We start from the raw sequence: 18181 nt of genomic DNA on the forward strand, positions 1-18181 counted from the left end.
GCTCTACAGGCTGGCCCGCAAGGTCAGGCCATAGCGACGATCGTTGATCACGAAATCGCGGTAGCGCGAGGCAGTGCCCAGATAGCTTTCGCGCCGGGTATCGAGCAGATTCACGCCGTCCAGCGAGATCGACCACACAGCATTGATGTTGAAACGCAGCGAAGCATCCAGCTGGCCGAAGCCCTTGTTGTAGACCGGCAGATTGTCGGTGCCGTTGCCTGCGGTGGTCACCAGCCAGTCGCTGCGCCAGTTGTAGGCCACGCGGCCCTGGAAGCGCGAGGTTTCGTAGCTGAGGATCGCGTTGTAGCTGTTCTTGGACAGCCCTTCCAGCGGCACCGTCAACGCTTGCCCATTGGTATCAATGGCGATGGGGCTCGGCGCCTCGCTATCGACATAGGTGTAGTTGGTCTGCAGGCCGAACCCGCTCAGCCAGCCAGGCAGAAAATCGAAGAACTGCGTGTAGCCCAGTTCCGCTCCGCGGATCTGGCCGGTATCGCCGTTGACCGGGCGGGTGATCTGCCACGGAACGGGCTGACCATTTTCGTCAAGGTATAGCTCATTGAAGACTGCATTGGCGATGAAGCCTTCGACCTTCTTGTAGAACACAGTGCCGTACATCATCGACCCCTGCCCGAAGTACCACTCCAGCGCGGTGTCGAACTGATCAGCCTTGACCGGCTCAAGCTCTGGATTACCAGCCGTACCAGTGCGGGTCGAAGCACCAGAACTGCTTGGGTCAATACTCAAGCTCAGATTGGGGTTCAAGCGGTCAAACGGCGGACGCGAAATGCCGCGCGAGGCCGCAAAACGCCATTGCAACTGGTTGCTCAGCATCCAACGCAGGTTCAAGCTCGGCAGCACGTCGGTATAGGTCTGCTGTGCAGCTACCGGAATGAGCCCACCGCCCTCGCCCGCTGTACCGGTGCGAACACCCTGCGACCCGACTTCGGTGCGCACCACGCGCACGCCGATATTGCCGTCGAATGGAATCGCGTCGCTGCCCACGCCAAAGCGCAGCACGCCATAGGCTGCATAGGTCTGCTCGGTTTGCGTATTGATGTTGTTGGGCGCAAATTCCAGCGGGCTGGCACCGAAAGTGGCCAGGGTCTGCGCATAGTTGGCCACTGCGGAGTAGGCTGCGGTCAGGGTCGGCCCGAAGGTGTGGCTCTGACCACGGAAGAAGTCGGTAATCGGATTTGTCACCACGCCTACCGTCGGGTATTGCGAGAACGGCGCGCCGTCGCAATTGTTGATGCACATAAAGCGGTAAATATTGCCCTTGGTCTCGGCATCACGGTCGGTATAACGCAAACCTGCCTTGAAGCTGCGTGCAAAGTCGCTGTCGAATGCCAGCTCCATGTCGGCGCGCCAAGCGAACTCGGTGCCCTTGTTGTCGTCCTTGTTGTCCACATGGTAACGCCAGCCGTCGTAGTTGTTGACGTCGGTCAGATAGCCTTCGGCGCCGCTGGCATCGGTCACCGACAAGCGCGGCAGGTCGCCACGAAAATCGACGTTGAACTGCGGGCTGGTGTCTTGCCCGGTGGCCAGGATGTAGCGCGTACCGGTGGTGGTGGCATCGACATATTGAAAGTCGGTGCTGACATTCAATTTTTCGTTGACCCGCCATTTGGCGCCCAGCGAGTAATCGGTAGTGACCGAATGACGCTCGGTCAGGCTGGTGTTGGATTCGGTCGGCACGTTCTGGAACGAGCCGTTGACGAACTCGTTGCGATTGTTGACCTGGATGCCGGGCAAGCCTTGAATGGCTGTCTGTCTAGTCAACGCAAAAAACGAATAATCCTGCCAATGGAAGTTGTAATCCGAACGCAGCACCTGCGTATAGACCTCGACCGCATCGTTCGGACGCCACTGCATCGCAAATGCACCGGTCTTGCGCTTACGCTCACCGACGGTAGTGTTGATACCGGCACCGTGCGGCACTGACACGCCCTGGCCTTCATAGCCCGGCAGATCGGTCTGCGTGTACCACGGCTCGATCGAAATGGTGTCCTGCCGGAACGGGCTGGTCTGCTGCGAATAGTTCACCAGCAGGCCGATCTCGCCGATGCCGGTCTGCCAGCGGTCGCTGTACATGCCCGAGAACGCCGGCTTGCCGTCGTCGGCCAAGTCGTAGTGATCGTACTGCACGCTGCCGGCGATCTTGCGGCCTGCGTAATCGAAAGGCAGACGCGTGCGCAGATCCACGGTGCCGCCCAGGCCACCTTCGATCATGTCGGCCGACGGGTTCTTGTAGACGTTGACGCCGCCGAGCAGTTCGGCCGACACGTCTTCGAAGCTCAACCCACGGCCGTCGTTGGCGGTGAAGATGTCACGGCCATTGAGTTCGGTCCGCACCTGGGTCAGTCCGCGGATCGCGATCGAACTGCCTTCGCCATAGTTGCGCGAGATCTGGATGCCGGAGATGCGCTGCAGCGCTTCGGCAACATTGTTGTCTGGCAGCTTGCCGATGTCTTCGGCCACGATCGAATCGACGATCTGCTCGGCGTTCTGCTTGACCAACTGCGCCTTGGTGACGCTGCTGCGCGTACCGGTGACCTGCACGGTGTCCAGCTGCTGGGTGATGGCCTCCTGCACCGGAGCTGCAGTGGTGGTTGCATCCTGCGCGTAAGCCTGCGCGCTCAGCAGCGTGGCCACACTCAGTGCCATTACGGAGCGACGGAAATCACGGATCGAACGCTGACCCACAGTCCGGCCTGCCGGCATGTGGCGATGGTGCACTGACATGGTGTTCCCTCCCAGGACGCATGTGCTGCTAGTTTTCGCAGGCCGGCGCGCGAACGCCCCGCCCGTCGTTGTGCTGGCCTGACATCCGGCCGCGACAAGGGCCGAGGCTGGTGAATGCGTGGTAATCCTGATCGGGTTTACCCTACGGTTGCGGAGGCAGCATAGGGTGCGCTTGTCAGGCCATACCAATGAAATATTCCTGGAAAGGTATTCAATATAAAAATAGCAACACCAAAAAAACCGGCCAGTCTGACATCACGGGGCCAGACCGCTGGATTCGCCGTGGCAGGCTCAATTCTGCGAGACCGCGCACACTTGCTGCGTGATTGCCCCCACTTACCAGTTTATGCGCAGCACTAGCCAGTCGCCTCTGAAAAACCCCCAATACCCAATCACCACTACGCTTTATAGGTCGCACAGGCGTGGCAGAACGACCAGTTTTCGCTATGCTGAGGTCTGGTTTCTGGCAATTTCTGCCCATGCGTACACGCCGTCCTGCTACTGGGCACGTACCTGCCGACGCGTTGTTTCGTTCGCGGTTGGAGAACCAGATCGATCTGCGGCATCCGTCGGCGCAATTGAGCCAACGGATGCCGTGGGCCGCCTTGGAACAGGCGCTTTCGCGACATTTTCCGGCCACTGCGGCCGCTGGCGGTCGTCCCGCACTGCCGGTGCGTTTGATCGCCGGTTTGTTGTATCTCAAACACGCTTACGACCTTTCCGATGAAGCGGTCTGCGAACGGTGGCTGGAAAATCCGTACTGGCAGTTCTTCACCGGTGAGGTCGTGTTCCAGACGCGTTTGCCGTGCGATCCGAGCTCGCTGACACGCTGGCGGCAGCGCTTGGGTGAGGCCGGCATGGAAGAGCTACTCGCGCACACGATCAATGCCGTCCATGTGATGAAAGCGGTGGATGCGCGTGAGGTATCGCGCGTGATCGTGGACACCACGGTGCAGGAAAAGGCGATCGCGTATCCGACCCACAGTCGTTTGCTTGAAGTGGCCCGCAAGAAGCTGGTGCTGCTGGCCAAGCGTTACGGCAGTGCACTACGACAGAGCGACGCACGCCAAGGCCCGGCGTTGAGCCGTTTTGCCCGGCTCGGCTGTTTAGACAACGTTCCCGACGAGACCACGATTCTCAACTTTCGCAGCTTGCTGGAAACCCATGGCCTTGCTGTGCGGATGCTGGAGGCCGTCAACGCGCATCTGGTGCGCAAGGGTCAGAGCCTGCGTTCCGGCATGATCGTCGATGCGACTCTCATCGCTGCGCCCACCAATCTGTGGATTGTACGCCGGTAGTTGTTGCCGGCCAGGGGATAATGCTGTCTGGCGGCAGCCAAAGTTGCCAGATAACCGTAGAAATCGCATCGTATGCGTCAAATTTGTGCGCTATTGGCACGCAGCAGGCTGGAATTTTAGAGGTCCGGTGCGTTGTTCAGGGCTTCCCTAGGCAATCCAAACAGTGCTTTTCGCAACGACCTGATTCTCGCCTACACCAAAACCTACTGATGGCGTCATCGCCAGGGAGCATGCAATGGGTAGTGATCGCGATACTTCAAAGACCTGGGCCGATGGCGTGGCAACCTATCCGGCAACTGCGCGGGATTTGACTGCTTCTGGTCAGCCAGCAGAATCCGCACACTCGTTTATTTGTGGTCTGCTTCGATGGAACCGGCAATGACAAGTACAAGGACACTGAGCACATTACCAATATCGGAATTTTGGATAATCAGGTGCAAACGGCGAAGAGTAATAATGTCAAAAATATAGGCGGCTACTACGTTCCAGGCGTAGGCACCCAGGACGATACCCTTAACCGGAGCCTCAATGCTGCAGTAGGCTACAGCTATGGGCCACGGATGGAAGAGAGGTAGAAAAACTCCCACATCACACCGGGCAGGTCACAGGACGACGCGGGCAATGCCGTGAGCACATTGCGGGTAGTGGGCTATAGTAGATTTTCCTCCCCTTCCCACAGGTGGCCCCATGGCTGTGCGACCTCATTGCATACCGCAGCACCGTGCAGCGCTCCCCCTGCTGCTGTGCGCCGTCTTCGCCCACCCTCTGACTGGATGTTCACGCATGAACACGCCTGCCAACGATCCTGCCGCCATTCACCTGATCGGCAATATTCCCGTCGATGCCCACAACACCGTGCATATCGATACCCGCAAACCGATTCCGTTTAGCAACCATGCGTTCGGGGCGATGTGTTACGACACCTATGGCTGCAAGGTGCTGTACGACGGCAGGTATGCGGCCAACTTTCCCGAAGATGAGAAGCGAATTTCATCGGCTTCGCTGGGTGACGTCTACCCTGACAATCTTAAAGCCAATACGATCGGCATTCGCAACTTCCCGAACTTCCCGCCCCCTGCCGAGGTGACGTGGCGCTCCAAGGATGGCCAGCCGCATCATGCCCTGGTCGACCTCAATGCCATCTTCAAAGACAAGGTGGTGCTGCATCATGTGCAACAAGAGCAGTTGCCGCCAGTCCTGCGGGCGGATATCTCTCCGCATATCATCCTCGAAGTGAATGACCGCACCATCAATGTATATATGAAGGCGATGGTGCAGACGACTGTGCAACAGAAGCCGGGCAACGAATATAGTTATTTTCGCAACGACTTGATCCTCGCCTACACCAAGACCTACTGATGGCGAATTTGCCAGGGAGCATGTAATGGCTAACGCTAGTAACGACAAGAAGAAATGGGCCGATGGTGTGGAAACCTATCCGGCGACTGCACAGGATTTGGCTGTCTATCAAAAAAGCCGCGATGCGCTGTCACAGTTCCAGGCTCCCCTGCTGGTCAGCCAGAACAATCCGCACAGCCGTTTGTTCGTAGCCAGCTTCGATGGCACCGGCAATGACAAGTACAAGGACCCCGAGCACATCACCAATATCGGCACTCTGGATGATCAGGTGCAAACTGCAGTAAGTAACGGCGTTAAAAAGATCGGCGGCTACTACGTCCCAGGGGTAGGCACCCAGGACGATGCCTTCACTCGCAACCTCGACGGTGGTCTGGGCTACAGCTATGGGCCACGCATGGAAAAAATGTATTTGGAATTCATCAACCAAGCCAGCGACTGGAAGAAAGAGGATCCGCAAGCCGAGATAAGCATTGTCTCCACCGGCTTCAGCCGTGGCGCGGTCACCGCCGCCATGTTCACCCGCATGGTCCACGAGCGTGGCATCCAAAACCCAAGGGACATGCAGATCGACCAAGGCCCAAACGGCGAAATCCTAAAACTCACCCCAATCCACCCGCCGCTGGTCCCGCCCGGTCGTACCGCGCAGGTGGCGGGCTTGCTCGACCCGGTGGCCACCGGCGACATGAACCTGCGCGACACGCGCCTGCCGCCATCGGTGGTCTCGGGCCTGCAACTCAGCGCCCGCGACGAGCGCCGCGATATGTTCCCGGCCAAGGACATCATCGATCCGGGCCGCACCCAGGATGGGCGCCTGCTCAATCTGGTCAATCCGGGCGCGCATTCGGACATCGGCGGTTCCTACCGGATCGATGGCCTGTCCGTGCGCAACGGTGACCTGCTCACCGATTATGTCAACACCCTCAGCGACACGCCGTTCCTGCAACCGCGCACGGTGTCCACTGCGCCGGAAATGAACGTCATCCACCGTTCCGAGCAGCACCAGACTTTCTACACCACTACCATCGCGGCCACCCTGGGCAGCCGCGCACATGTGAAGGACCTGGCGGGTACCGCGGCCAACCTCAATCGCACCGATGCTCAGGACCTGGATACCGGCTTGCGCGCGCAGTTTCCCTTGCGCCCGGTGGCCGTGTCGCCGGAACGCACCGATTCCTCGGTGCCGGCGTTCGCGCTGCACAATGGTGCTGCCGACGCGCCAAGCTGGCAGCCGCAGATGCAGATGCAGCAACTCCAGCACGCGCGCGAGCGCAGCCATGCGCCGCAGCAGTGGCAGGTGCCGATGAAGGCAGATGCGCAGCAGGAGGCGCGGGCAGCGGCCGGCAAGCTGCCCTCCTTGCATGAGGACCCGGACGCATTCCTGGACCGCATGCTGGCCGCCGCACAGAGCGGCGAGCGCGATCAATTCCGGCAGATGACGCAGATCCTGGCCAATGAACCACCCGGTCGTGCGTTGCGCGCCGAGGCCATCGAGACGGTGAACCAGCAGGAACAGCAGGCAGCCCAGCAGGCGATTCAGGCGCAGCAACAACAGCAACAACAGCAGGAAACGATGCGCATCGGTGGGCGCAGCATGTAACGGTCGTCAGCAGCAAAGGAAGATGCACGATGAATGCAAAAGACCCGCTGACGTTGGTCAGCAAGGCCGCCTCGCTCATGGAGCAGTTCGAGCGCCGCTGCAATGAAATGGAGCAGCAGCAACGCCAGCTTGCGCAGCAGCTGGAGCAGGTGACGCAGTCGTTGCCCGGGGTGATGACCCGTTCGGCCGAGCAGACCTTGCAGCGCGTGCCCGACACGTTGGTGAGAAATGTCCAGCGGGGGATGGACCAGTCGGTCGCCGGTTTCGAGAAGCGGCTGCAGCACGCCGGTAGCTTGATCGGGGGAGGTGCGCAGTCCCTGTCCGATCAACTCAAACGCATCGAGCGGGCGCAGCGCCTGCTGCTCTGGAAAGGCGCGGCGGTCGTGGCCGGAAGTCTGCTGGTGTTGCTGGGCGGCGGCGGATGGTTGCTGGCCCACTATCGCCAGCAAATTGAAGACAACCAGTTGCGTGCGGAGTTGTTGCGCGCCTACAACGCCGCCGACGTAACCCTGTGCAACGGCCGGCTATGCGCCAATGTCGAGACCAAGGGCCAGGCCTACGGCGATCGCCGGCAGTATCGACAGGTCAAACCGCGCTGATTCCGGCGGCAAGTACACGATGGCACCCCCTGCCGTCTCAAGGGCCAGGGCAATGTGTTGCGCGCCATAATGTGACTGTCGGCGACACCTTGCGCAGAATTGCATTCCTGTGAGTCTGGCTTCGACCGATCATGGTGCGGCCCACGGTGCAAACAGCAGCACCGGTTGCGGTCGTCACCCGACGAAACTGATTTTCAGGACCGGCTAGACCGACGACTCCGGCGCCCGCAAACCGGGATACAAGCGCCGCGCGGTAGTGCGCAGCGCCTGCAAAACGCGCTCGGCACCAGGCGGCAAAATGTAATTGCGCCGACGAATGATGCCAAACGACTCCATCCGCACGCCCAATTCGATCGGCAACACGGTCAGCAGCTTGGCCTGGATCAGCGGCGTCAACGATTCCACCGGCAAAGCGGTGAGCATGTCGGTGCCGCGTAACAGCGCCGAGGTGACAGGCAAGGACGAGGTTTCAATCGCATTGGTCGGCGTCTGCACGCCGTGCTCCAAGAACATCGAATCCAGCCGCGCGCGCAGCATGCTATCGGCCGGCGGCAGGATCCAGCCATGCCGCACCAGATCCGCATGCTGCAGACCGGCCCGGCTGGCCAGCGGGTGACCGGCGCGCGCAATCACCGAATGCGGCTCGTCGGCCAACGGCTCGAATTCCAACTCGCCCACGCTTTCCGGCCCCAGGATGCGGCCGATCACGATGTCGAGCTGGCCATCCAGTAACTTGGCCACCAGCGGACGGCTGTAGTCCATCTCCACCCGCACCAGGATGTCCGGAAACTCGCGTTTAACCTCGGCGATCGCCTGCGGCACCAAGTTGGTGCCCGGATTGACCACGGTCCCGATCGAGGCCTGGCCCATGCGGCCCGCGCGCAGCGCGGCGATTTCTTCCTGCGCCCGGCCGATCTCCGACATCGCCGCACGGGCACGACGGATCAGCACTTGGCCATACCAGGTTGGCTCGACGCCACGGGCATGTCGCTCGAACAGCTTCACCCCGAGCATGTCTTCCATTTCCGCCAGCAGCTTGGAGGCTGCCGGCTGGGTCATGCTGGCGGCCTCGGCCGCGCGCAATACCGAGCGCTGCTCGTGCAAATGCAGCAGTAACAACAGTTGACGCGTCTTGAGCCGGGCTGCGTTGAACCAGGGAGTACCGGAATGTGCCATGGAGTGCCCTTGCAGCCGTGTATTCGTCGGAGGAATAGGATATTCCGAAAATTTCATTTGCCGCGCATATCTCCCCGCGCGAGGCTACCGGACGCTCCAGCAGGAGCCCCACAGCTCCCCCGACGTTGCCGACCAGTCGGTCGCCAGCGGACGCTTTCCGCTCTATCGCGAGTAACACAATGACCTCAGAAACCACAGCCAGCCCGTTCGCCCTGCCGCTGATCGCCATCCTGCGTGGCATCACGCCGGAAGAAACGCTCGACCATGTCGGTGCGCTGATCGACGCCGGCTTCGACGCGATCGAGATTCCGCTCAACTCGCCGCGCTGGGCCCAGAGCATTGCCCTTGCCCAGCAGACCTATGGCGAGCGCGCCTGGATCGGCGCTGGCACCGTGCTGCGCAACGAAGACGTCGACACCCTGGCAGAGATCGGCGCACGCTTTATCGTTACCCCGAATACGCGCCCATCGCTGATCCGCCATGCAGCCGCGCGCGGGCTCACCGTGGTGGCCGGCTTTGCGACCGCCAGCGAGGCGTTCGACGCCATCGATGCCGGCGCGACGATCTTGAAGTTGTTCCCCGCAGCCACTTACGGCGCGGCGCATGTGCGCGCGCTGCGTTCGGTGCTGCCCAAGCACATTCCGGTCTATGTGGTCGGCGGCGTCAGCCTGCAGACCCTGGCCGGCTTCAGCGCGCAGGGCGCTGATGGCGCCGGCATCGGTGGCGAACTGTACAAACCCGCGCAATCACTCGAAACGACCCGAACGCATGCACGCGCCTTCGTACAGGCCTACCAGGAACTGCAAGGATGAAGATCACCCGCCTCACCACTTACCACGCTGCACCGCGCTGGCTGTTCCTCAAGGTCGAGACCGACGAAGGCATCACCGGCTGGGGAGAGCCGGTCATCGAAGGCCGCGCACGTTCGGTGGAGGCCGCCGTACACGAACTGGCCAGTTACGTCGTCGGTAAGGATCCTGCGCGCATCAACGACCTGTGGCAGACCATGTATCGCGCTGGTTTCTACCGCGGCGGCGCCATCCTGATGAGCGCCATTGCCGGTATCGACCAGGCCTTGTGGGACATCAAGGGCAAGGCGCTGGGGGTGCCGGTGTACGCGTTGCTGGGCGGCCTGGTGCGCGACCGGATGAAGACGTATCGCTGGGTCGGCGGCGACCGCCCCGGCGCGATCATTCAGCAGATCACCGATTACCGCGCACTGGGCTTTGATACGTTCAAGTTTAACGGCACTGAGGAAATGAAGCTGATCGACAGCGCGCGGGCCGTCGATGCTGCGGTGGTCAAGGTTGCCGAAATCCGCGAGACCTTCGGCAGCACCATCGACTTCGGCATCGACTTCCACGGCCGCGTCGGCGCGCCGATGGCCAAGGCGCTGCTGCGCGAACTGGAGCCGTTCAAACCGCTGTTCGTCGAAGAACCGGTGCTGGCCGAACAGGCCGAGTATTACCCGCGCTTGGCTGCGAGCACCTCGATTCCGCTGGCAGCCGGCGAGCGCATGTTTTCGCGCTTCGAATTCAAGAACGTGCTGTGCGCCGGCGGCATCCAGATGGTGCAGCCGGATCTGTCGCATGCCGGAGGCATCACCGAGTGCGTCAAGATCGCCGCGATGGCCGAAGCCTACGATGTCGGCTTCGCACCGCACTGCCCGCTCGGCCCGATCGCGCTCGCTGCATGTCTGCATGTGGACTTCGTTTCGCACAACGCGGTGCTGCAGGAACAGAGCATCGGCATCCATTACAACGAGGGCGCCGACCTGCTGGATTACGTGATCAACAAAGAAGATTTTCACTGTGTCGATGGCAGTATCGCCGCCCTGCCCAAGCCCGGGCTCGGTGTGGAGATCGACGAAGAGATGCTCAAGCGCGCAAACGAAAATCCGCCGGATTGGCGTAACCCGGTGTGGCGTCACCCCGACGGCAGCATCGCCGAATGGTGAGCACGCCCGAACACACCGCCGTGCTGGCTGTCGACAGCCGCTGCACACATGGCGAAGGCGTGCTGTGGTGCGAGCAACGTGAAGCGCTGTACTGGGTCGACATCAGCGAAAAACGCCTGTGGCGGCACCATCCGCAGAGCGCGCATACACGCTACTGGATGCTGCCTGATCGCCCGGGCTGCATCGGACTGATGGACGACGGCCGCGTGCTGATCGCGCTGGCCAAGTCGCTCTGCATCGCCGACCCGGACAATACCGACGGCGATGAGTTGCCGCTCGAAAAACTGGCCGACGTCGAAGCCGACAACCCGCTCACGCGCAGCAACGATGGCCGCGCCGATCGCAATGGCAACTTCGTGTTCGGCACCATGGACGAGCACGACGACAAGGCCGCGCGCGGGGCGATGTATCAGTTCTCGCTGCGCCATGGTTTGCGTGCGCTGCCGCTGCCCGGCGTGTCGATCCCCAACTCGATCTGCTTCAGCCCCGACGGCCGCACCTTGTATTACTGCGATTCGGTGCGCCCGCACATCTTGTGCTGCGATTACGATGCCGATAGCGCGCAGACCGGCAACACGCGCGTGTTCGCCACGCTGGACCGCGACGATGCCGAGCCGGACGGCTCCATCATCGACAGCGAAGGTCATCTGTGGAACGCGCAATGGCGTGCCTGGCGCGTGGTGCGTTATCGCCCCGATGGCAGCGTGGAGCGCATCGTGCAACTGCCGGTCAAGCACGCTACCTGCAGCGCCTTCGGTGGCGCCGCGCTGGACCGCCTGCATGTGATCAGCTCGCGCCTGGACCACAGCGCCGAAGAGCTGGCCCGCACACCCGAAGCCGGTAGCCTGTATATCTGCGACGTGCCGATCAACGGCCTGCCCGAGAGTCGGGTGGCCAGCGCATGATCGCCATCGACTGGGGCACCAGCAGCCTGCGCGGCTATCTGCTCGACGCCCACGGCAAGGTGCTTGAGCAACGCCGCGGCAGCGACGGCATCCTGGCCTGCCAGGGCCGCTTCGCCGAGGTGCTGAGCAAGCTGATCGACGGCTGGCAAGGCCCTGTGCTACTCTCGGGCATGATCGGCAGCCGCAACGGCTGGGTCGAACAGCCGTACCTGCCCTGCCCAGTTGATACCGCCGCGCTTGCCCAGGCACTGCGCAGCAACGACGACCTGCTGGCCGGACGCACGTTGTGGTTCGTGCCTGGCGTGAGCACTGGCGAACGCGGCGGCGTGCCCGATGTCATGCGTGGCGAAGAAACCCAACTGGTCGGCCTGATCGCCGCACTCGGCGACGGCGAGTACATTGCCTGCCTGCCCGGCACGCACAGCAAATGGGCGCGCATCGCCAACGGCCAGCTGACCGGTTTCGCCACCGTCATGACCGGAGAGCTGTACGCCTTGCTACGCCAGCACAGCATCCTGGGCAAGCTAATGCAGGACGATCATGCCGACCTGGACACCGGCGCGTTTTTGCAGGGTGTGAACCGCAGCGCCGAACTTGGCGGCCTTAGCCACCACCTGTTCGGCACCCGCACGCTCGGCCTGTTCGACCGGCTGTCCACACAAGCACTGCCGTCCTACCTCTCGGGCCTGTTGATCGGCCACGAACTGCGTGACCACCGCGGCAACCACGTCACCGTCTACCTGGTCGGCAGCCCCGCCCTGGCTAAACGATATGCGCTGGCGCTGGCGCATCTAGGTGTCAAAACCCAGCTGTATTCGGAACAACTGGCGGCCGCCGGATTGTTCGCACTGGCCAAGCAGCGCAAGTTGGTCTGACCGGAAACTCTGCAGGGAAAAGCAAACAAAGCCCCTTTCCCCGGGGAGAAGGATTGGCCTGAGACAAAACTGAAGGCAGCCACCGAACGGACTAGGCTTGAAGTCCAGCAACCCCACACCCACTACCGGACTGCTTTAGAATTGACGGGCTTAACGCCGGATTCCGCCATGCCTTTTGTTGTCACCGAGAACTGCATCAAGTGCAAATACACCGACTGCGTCGAGGTCTGTCCGGTGGATTGCTTCCACGTCGGCCCGAACTTCCTGGTCATCGACCCGGACGAGTGCATCGACTGCACCTTGTGCGAACCAGAATGCCCGGCCAACGCAATCTACCCGGAAGACGACGTCCCAGCCGGCCAGGAAGCCTTCGTCGCGCTCAATGCCGAACTTGCCAAGGCCTGGCCGGTTCTCACCGTGCGTCAGGAACCGCTACCCGATGCCGCCCAATGGGATGGCAAGCCGAACAAGTTGCCGCTGCTGCAGCGCTGAGGCAGCGCGGCGCGCGATATCCGGCGAGACACTTGTCGACGACGCAGCACTGAGACACCGCACCGAAACGTAAAACGGGCGCCCAGGGCGCCCGTTTTACTGTCAAACATGCCGCAACGACCTCAGCTACCCAGCTTGCCCTTGAGCGCAGTGATCACCGCCAACGGCGCTGCCGCCGTTGCCGGCATACCACGCGGATCCACGGCCGACACATAGCTGCCGGCATCGGTCTTGACCACGCGCACCAAGAAGCTGGAGCCCTCGTAAGTCACGTCGTAGGAACCGAGCATCTGCGCCTTGCTGGCGATGGTCAGGCCCGCAATGTCGGCCAATGCCGCGCCGACCTTGGTAAACACTTCATCGCGCTCGCCTGGCACGGTGAACCCGCTGTTGGCGCTTGCCGACGGTGCCGAGGTGTTCTGCTGGGTGGTCGACGCCAGCGTCGGCACCTTCATCGCACCGGAGGTGTCGGGCAGGTTCAGATCCGGCGGCACTTCCAGCGGGCGGGCTTCCGGGGCCAGCGCGTAGTCACCGCGTGCGCCCTTGTGAAACCAGCTGCAACCACTCGTCGCGGCGACGGTGGCGGTCGCCAGCAACGCGAGCGAAAGCACGCGGACGGGGGAAACGAAATGAGGCATCGATAAATCTCCTGGGTCAGGCCGCGAGCATTTCGCGGCTGGAAAGCGCTTCCAACGCAATCGCGTCGGCGGCAAGGCGGTCGGCGGCAGGCTGGTGCGCCGCAGAAAGTGGCAATAACGGCAAGCGCAGGCCGTGGCCGATCCCGGCGCGCTGCAGCAGCGCCTTGACCGGGGTGGGATTGGATTCGATACCGCAGAAGCTGTGGTACTCGCTCAGGCGCGCGTCCCAGGCAATGGTGGCCTCGCGCTGGCCATCGCAGGCCAGATCGCACAAGCGCCGGTACGCTGCCGGCAAGACATTGGACGCCACCGAAATCAGCCCCGCAGCGCCGGACAGCATCGACTGCGCAGCGCTGCCGTCGTCGCCACTGAGCAGCACGAAGGTGTCGCTACGCAACGCAACCAGCGCGGCAATGCGCTCAGGTTCGCTACGCGCCTCCTTGATGCCGACGATATTCGGATGGTCGACCAGCTCGGCAACCGTTGCCGGCAGCAGATCGCAGCCGGTACGTGCAGGCACGTTGTACAGCACCACCGGCAACCCGCCGCTGTCGGCGACCGCCAGGAAGTGCGCTTTCAAACCGGCCTGGGTGGGACGTACGTACGGCGGCGTGACTACCAGCGCGTACTGCGCACCCAGTGTGGCGGCACGGCGCGTCTGTGCGATGGTCTTGGCAGTGCCCGACAGCCCGGTACCGGCCAGCACCGGGACACGACCGACCACCTGCGTAACGGCGGCGCGCAACAGCATGTCGTACTCATCGTCGCTCAGCGCGGCGGCTTCGCCGGTGGAGCCGGCAACCACCACTCCCTGCACTCCACCGCGCAGCTGCTGTTCCAGCAGCCGCCGCCAAGCATCCAGGTCGAGCGCGCCATCGGGACCGAAAGGGGTCGCCAGTGCGGTGATGATGCCGGAAAGGGACAAGATTCTGTTGCTCTTACGTGACAGGAAAAGGCCCGCGCACGCGCGGGTTGCGACCACCTGCATGTTACTTGCGGCGCGAAACCACGGGCAAGTATGCTGGTCACCGCCAGGGCGCCTGCCCGGGCGGCCATTCAGCCTGATGCAATGCCGGAAGCCCCTTTGACCGACTCTACACCTCGGCCTTCGCCGACCGAAAATCACCTCCTGATCAATGCCTATACGACGCATCCGGAGTCCCCCCTGTTGCCCGTCACCCGCCGCATCGCCGACAGCGGCTGCAATCTCGTGGACGCCCGCCTGGCCACGGTAGGGCGCGACGTCTCGGTCACCGCCCTGGCAACTGGCTCCTGGGATTCGGTCGCCAAGCTCGAAGCCATGCTGACCCGGCTGGAACGCGAGGAAGGCCTCAAGCTGGTGTGGTACCGAACCGGCCCCAAGCAGACCCAGTCCAACCTGCTGCCCTACATCGTCGAGGTCATTGCCGCCGACAAGCCGGGCATCCTGTTTCAACTGGCCGATTTCTTCGACCGCCAGGGCATCACTATCGAGAACCTGCAGAGCACGCGCTACCGCGCCATGCAGACCGGCGCGGAGATGTTCTCTGCGCAGGTGACGATCGGCGTGCCGGCCAACATGCACATCGCCGCATTACGCGATGATTTCCTGGAATTCTGTGATCACCTCAATCTCGACGCGATCATGGACCCGATGAAGTTCTAAGGCAGCAATACCGATGGCCATCGCGATCTCCGCGCTGAAACAGATGTTCGACCACATCCGCTCCGAGACCGACTGGAATCTCGATGGGCCGTTGCGCTGGGAATATTTCTTCGCCGACCCGGCGCAACAACCGCTGCAACAACTTGCCGAGCAACTGACCCAGGACGGCTACCGCGTCATCGATATCTTTCTCGGCGAACGCGACGAGGACGATGGCGACGACGAAGAGTCGTATTTTCTGCACGTGGACAAGCTGGAACGTCACAGCATCGAGTCGCTGAATCAGCGCAATGCAGAGTTCGACGCACTTCCCAAACGTTTCCATGTGGCTGCTTATGATGGGATGGACGTCGGCCCGGCATGACCGCGCCGTACGCCCCTCCACTTAGGGCTGAGCAACGATGACCGACGCTGTACTGGAATTACCCGCTGCAACCTTCGACCTGCCGCTGTCGCTGTCCGGCGGCACCCAGACCACCTTGCGCGGTTATGCCGGCAAATGGGTGGTGCTGTATTTCTATCCGAAGGACAGCACGCCCGGTTGTACCACCGAAGGCCTGGACTTAAACGCACTGCTGCCGCAGTTTAAAAAGGCCGGCGCCGTTGTGCTTGGCGTCTCGCGCGATTCGGTGAAGTCGCACGACAACTTCTGCGCCAAGCAAGGATTTGCGTTCCCGCTGATCAGCGATGGCGAGCAGGCCCTGTGCCGCGTCTTCGATGTGATCAAGGAAAAAAACATATACGGCAAGCAGGTGCTCGGCATCGAGCGCAGCACCTTCCTGCTGTCGCCCGAGGGGCATGTCGTGCAGGCCTGGCGCAAGGTCAAGGTCGCCGGCCATGCCGAGTCCGTGTTGACCGCATTGAAGGCGCACGCCAAACAGTGACGCCCTTCGTTTCCCGCATCCTCCATCACCCTGCCCCGCAGGCGTGATGGCTCGCCCCTGCTCCATCACTTGGAAAACCCAATGACCCGAGGCAAGCGCATCTACGTGCTGGACACCAACGTGCTGATGCACGATCCCACCGCGCTGTTCAAATTCGAAGAACACGATGTGTTCCTGCCGATGCAGGTGATCGAGGAGCTCGACAACGCCAAGAAGGGCACCTCCGAAGTCAGCCGCAACGCGCGCCAGGTCAGCCGCTTTCTGGACGAGTTGCTGGAGAACGCCAACGCCGAGCAGATCCAGGCCGGCATTCTGCTCAGCCATCCACAAGGCATCCAGCTCAAGGGGCAGGCCGCAATCGGCCGGCTGTATTTCCAGATTCATCCAACCGACCCGGGCCGCACCTTCGGCGCGCTGGTTCCGGACAACAAAATCCTGGCCGCCGTGCTGGCGCTGCGCGAAGAAAACCAGGATGTGCCGGTCATCCTGGTGTCCAAGGACATCAACCTGCGCATCAAGGCCTACATCAGCGGCTTGAATGCGGAGGACTACCAGAACGATCGCGCGCTGGACGATTTCAGCCTTTTGTTCACCGGCGCCGTCGAGCTGCCGGAAGACTTCTGGCAGAAGCACAACGAAGACCTGCGCAGCTGGAACGAGCGTGGCCGCACGCATTACGAGATCGTGCTGGCCGACGATGAAGACTGGTATCCGAACCAGTACCTGTATCTGCCGGGCGAGGACGAGGTCGAACTGCGCGTGGCCAAGGTCGGAGGCGGCAAGGCCACGCTGTGCTTGGTCGACGATTTCCGCAGCGGCCAGCACGCGGTGTGGGGCATCGTGGCGCGCAACCGCGAGCAGAATTTCGCGCTCAATGCCTTGATGGACCCGGAGATCGACTTCGTCACCCTGCTCGGCACCGCCGGTACCGGCAAAACCCTGCTCGCGCTGGCCGCCGGCCTGGCGCAGACGATGGACCAGCAGCGCTATCGCGAAATCATCATGACCCGCGCCACCGTCAGCGTGGGCGAAGACATCGGCTTTTTGCCCGGCACCGAAGAAGAAAAGATGACCCCGTGGATGGGCGCACTGACCGACAACCTGGAAGTGCTCACGCACAACCAGGAAGGCGGCGCCTGGGGGCGTGCGGCGACCAACGATCTGCTCGCCAGCCGCATCAAGATCCGTTCGATGAACTTCATGCGCGGGCGCACCTTCCTGTCGCGCTATCTGATTTTGGACGAGGCGCAGAACCTCACCCCGAAACAGATGAAGACGCTGATCACCCGTGCCGGCCCCGGCACCAAGATCGTGTGCCTGGGCAACGTCGAACAGATCGATACGCCCTACCTCACCGAAACCACCTCCGGCCTGACCTACGCGGTGGATCGCTTCAAGGCCTGGCCGCACAGCACGCACATCACGCTGCGGCGTGGCGAACGTTCGCGCCTGGCCGACTTCGCCTCAGAGGTGCTGTGATGCAGGCGCTACGCGGCGCTGCGGCGCTCGCTGTGATCATGCTGGCCGGCTGCGCCACCACGCAGCCGCCATCCAGCGTGCCGACCAACATCAAGAACGGGCAGTCGTGGGTCATCACTCGCCGGAGCGTTGCCGAGCAGGTGCTGGACACCTGCTCGCGCGAAAGCCCGGCGCGCCATCCCGACCAGACCACCAGCTATTGGACACCGAGCCGACAACAGATCGAACAGCTCGAATCCCGACAGGACGCATTGACGCCCGCCATCCCCGATCCACGCGATTTCGACCGGCAATACGTGGGCGTGGTGATCCAGGGCCAGCAGCTGATTTACATCAACGCGTTCAAGCTGCCGAACGATCCACCAGTGAAACCGGCTAGGAAGGCGATTCAGGTCTGCGGCGGTGGCAGCGCATTCTGGGGCGCGCTGTACGACCCGCAGACCGGTGCGTTTTCGCACATTGCGGTGAACGGAACGCCGTGACGACGTAGGTGCCGGCATCGCGCACGCAAACACAAACACTCTGCACAGCG

General features: G+C 62.2%; 18 protein-coding genes and 1 pseudogene. 15 read left to right on the forward strand and 4 right to left on the reverse strand.

Annotated elements, in window-relative coordinates; genetic code table 11:
- Positions 1-3: 3 nt before the first annotated feature.
- On the reverse strand, positions 4-2745 hold the full coding sequence (locus PD885_RS11445; protein WP_088056887.1) for a TonB-dependent receptor: 2742 nt from the start codon (positions 2743-2745) through the stop codon (positions 4-6).
- A gap of 479 nt (positions 2746-3224) precedes the next feature.
- Between PD885_RS11445 and PD885_RS11450 the strand changes: the two are divergent.
- The 5 genes and pseudogenes from PD885_RS11450 to PD885_RS11470 form a co-directional block, all read left to right on the forward strand.
- A pseudogene (locus PD885_RS11450) lies at positions 3225-4022 on the forward strand (transposase); the annotation flags it as partial.
- 374 nt (positions 4023-4396) lie between these two features.
- Entirely contained in the window at positions 4397-4618 is a 222-nt protein-coding gene (locus PD885_RS11455; protein ID WP_002813759.1) for a phospholipase effector Tle1 domain-containing protein, read from the forward strand.
- Between the two features lie 208 nt (positions 4619-4826).
- Positions 4827-5402 carry a hypothetical protein gene (locus tag PD885_RS11460; protein WP_002813762.1) on the forward strand — a complete coding sequence of 192 codons (576 nt, stop codon included), beginning with the start codon at positions 4827-4829 and terminating at the stop codon, positions 5400-5402.
- A 25-nt stretch (positions 5403-5427) separates the two neighbouring features.
- The gene (locus PD885_RS11465) at positions 5428-6999 is read left to right on the forward strand and encodes a phospholipase effector Tle1 domain-containing protein (RefSeq protein WP_088056888.1); all 1572 of its coding nucleotides are present in this window, start codon (positions 5428-5430) and stop codon (positions 6997-6999) included.
- Between the two features lie 29 nt (positions 7000-7028).
- On the forward strand, positions 7029-7598 hold the full coding sequence (locus PD885_RS11470) for a relaxation protein (protein WP_088056889.1): 570 nt from the start codon (positions 7029-7031) through the stop codon (positions 7596-7598).
- A 204-nt stretch (positions 7599-7802) separates the two neighbouring features.
- Here the strand turns inward: PD885_RS11470 and PD885_RS11475 are convergent, their stop codons facing one another.
- A complete protein-coding gene (locus tag PD885_RS11475) occupies positions 7803-8774 on the reverse strand; it encodes a LysR family transcriptional regulator (RefSeq protein WP_002813767.1) in 972 nt (323 codons plus the stop codon).
- 179 nt (positions 8775-8953) lie between these two features.
- On the opposite strand from PD885_RS11475, the gene PD885_RS11480 reads away from it, so the two are divergent.
- The 5 genes from PD885_RS11480 (at position 8954) to fdxA (ending at position 13003) form a co-directional block, all read left to right on the forward strand.
- Positions 8954-9586 carry a 2-dehydro-3-deoxy-6-phosphogalactonate aldolase gene (locus tag PD885_RS11480; protein WP_002813769.1) on the forward strand — a complete coding sequence of 211 codons (633 nt, stop codon included), beginning with the start codon at positions 8954-8956 and terminating at the stop codon, positions 9584-9586.
- Positions 9583-10731: a galactonate dehydratase gene (gene dgoD, locus PD885_RS11485; RefSeq protein WP_002813772.1), complete on the forward strand. Its 1149-nt coding sequence runs from the start codon at positions 9583-9585 to the stop codon at positions 10729-10731. Before PD885_RS11480 ends, dgoD begins: the two co-directional genes overlap by 4 nt.
- Complete coding sequence (locus PD885_RS11490; protein WP_002813775.1) at positions 10725-11636, forward strand: SMP-30/gluconolactonase/LRE family protein; 912 nt, start codon at positions 10725-10727, stop codon at positions 11634-11636. Before dgoD ends, PD885_RS11490 begins: the two co-directional genes overlap by 7 nt.
- Positions 11633-12511 carry a 2-dehydro-3-deoxygalactonokinase gene (locus PD885_RS11495; RefSeq protein ID WP_002813777.1) on the forward strand — a complete coding sequence of 293 codons (879 nt, stop codon included), beginning with the start codon at positions 11633-11635 and terminating at the stop codon, positions 12509-12511. Before PD885_RS11490 ends, PD885_RS11495 begins: the two co-directional genes overlap by 4 nt.
- A 168-nt stretch (positions 12512-12679) precedes the next feature.
- Positions 12680-13003, forward strand: a complete 324-nt coding sequence (gene fdxA / locus PD885_RS11500) for a ferredoxin FdxA (RefSeq protein ID WP_002813779.1) — start codon at positions 12680-12682, stop codon at positions 13001-13003.
- Between the two features lie 122 nt (positions 13004-13125).
- Here the strand turns inward: fdxA and PD885_RS11505 are convergent, their stop codons facing one another.
- Together PD885_RS11505 and dapA are read right to left on the reverse strand one after the other, a co-directional pair.
- Entirely contained in the window at positions 13126-13641 is a 516-nt protein-coding gene (locus tag PD885_RS11505; protein WP_002813781.1) for a hypothetical protein, read from the reverse strand.
- Between the two features lie 16 nt (positions 13642-13657).
- Entirely contained in the window at positions 13658-14566 is a 909-nt protein-coding gene (gene dapA, locus PD885_RS11510) for a 4-hydroxy-tetrahydrodipicolinate synthase (RefSeq protein WP_002813784.1), read from the reverse strand.
- A gap of 93 nt (positions 14567-14659) precedes the next feature.
- Between dapA and PD885_RS11515 the strand changes: the two genes are divergently transcribed.
- From PD885_RS11515 to PD885_RS11535, 5 genes are all read left to right on the forward strand, one after another.
- Positions 14660-15286 (forward strand): glycine cleavage system transcriptional repressor, encoded by a 627-nt coding sequence (locus PD885_RS11515; protein ID WP_002813792.1) that lies wholly within the window; start codon positions 14660-14662, stop codon positions 15284-15286.
- A 13-nt stretch (positions 15287-15299) separates the two neighbouring features.
- Positions 15300-15650, forward strand: coding sequence for a ribonuclease E inhibitor RraB (locus PD885_RS11520; RefSeq protein WP_088056890.1), 351 nt, complete (start codon positions 15300-15302; stop codon positions 15648-15650).
- A gap of 37 nt (positions 15651-15687) precedes the next feature.
- On the forward strand, positions 15688-16170 hold the full coding sequence (locus tag PD885_RS11525) for a peroxiredoxin (RefSeq protein ID WP_088056891.1): 483 nt from the start codon (positions 15688-15690) through the stop codon (positions 16168-16170).
- A gap of 81 nt (positions 16171-16251) precedes the next feature.
- The gene (locus PD885_RS11530) at positions 16252-17649 is read left to right on the forward strand and encodes a PhoH family protein (protein WP_002813802.1); all 1398 of its coding nucleotides are present in this window, start codon (positions 16252-16254) and stop codon (positions 17647-17649) included.
- The gene (locus PD885_RS11535) at positions 17649-18131 is read left to right on the forward strand and encodes a hypothetical protein (protein ID WP_002813804.1); all 483 of its coding nucleotides are present in this window, start codon (positions 17649-17651) and stop codon (positions 18129-18131) included. Before PD885_RS11530 ends, PD885_RS11535 begins: the two co-directional genes overlap by 1 nt.
- Positions 18132-18181: the final 50 nt, after the last annotated feature.

It is taken from the genome of Xanthomonas fragariae, from assembly GCF_900183975.1.
Taxonomy (GTDB): domain Bacteria; phylum Pseudomonadota; class Gammaproteobacteria; order Xanthomonadales; family Xanthomonadaceae; genus Xanthomonas; species Xanthomonas fragariae.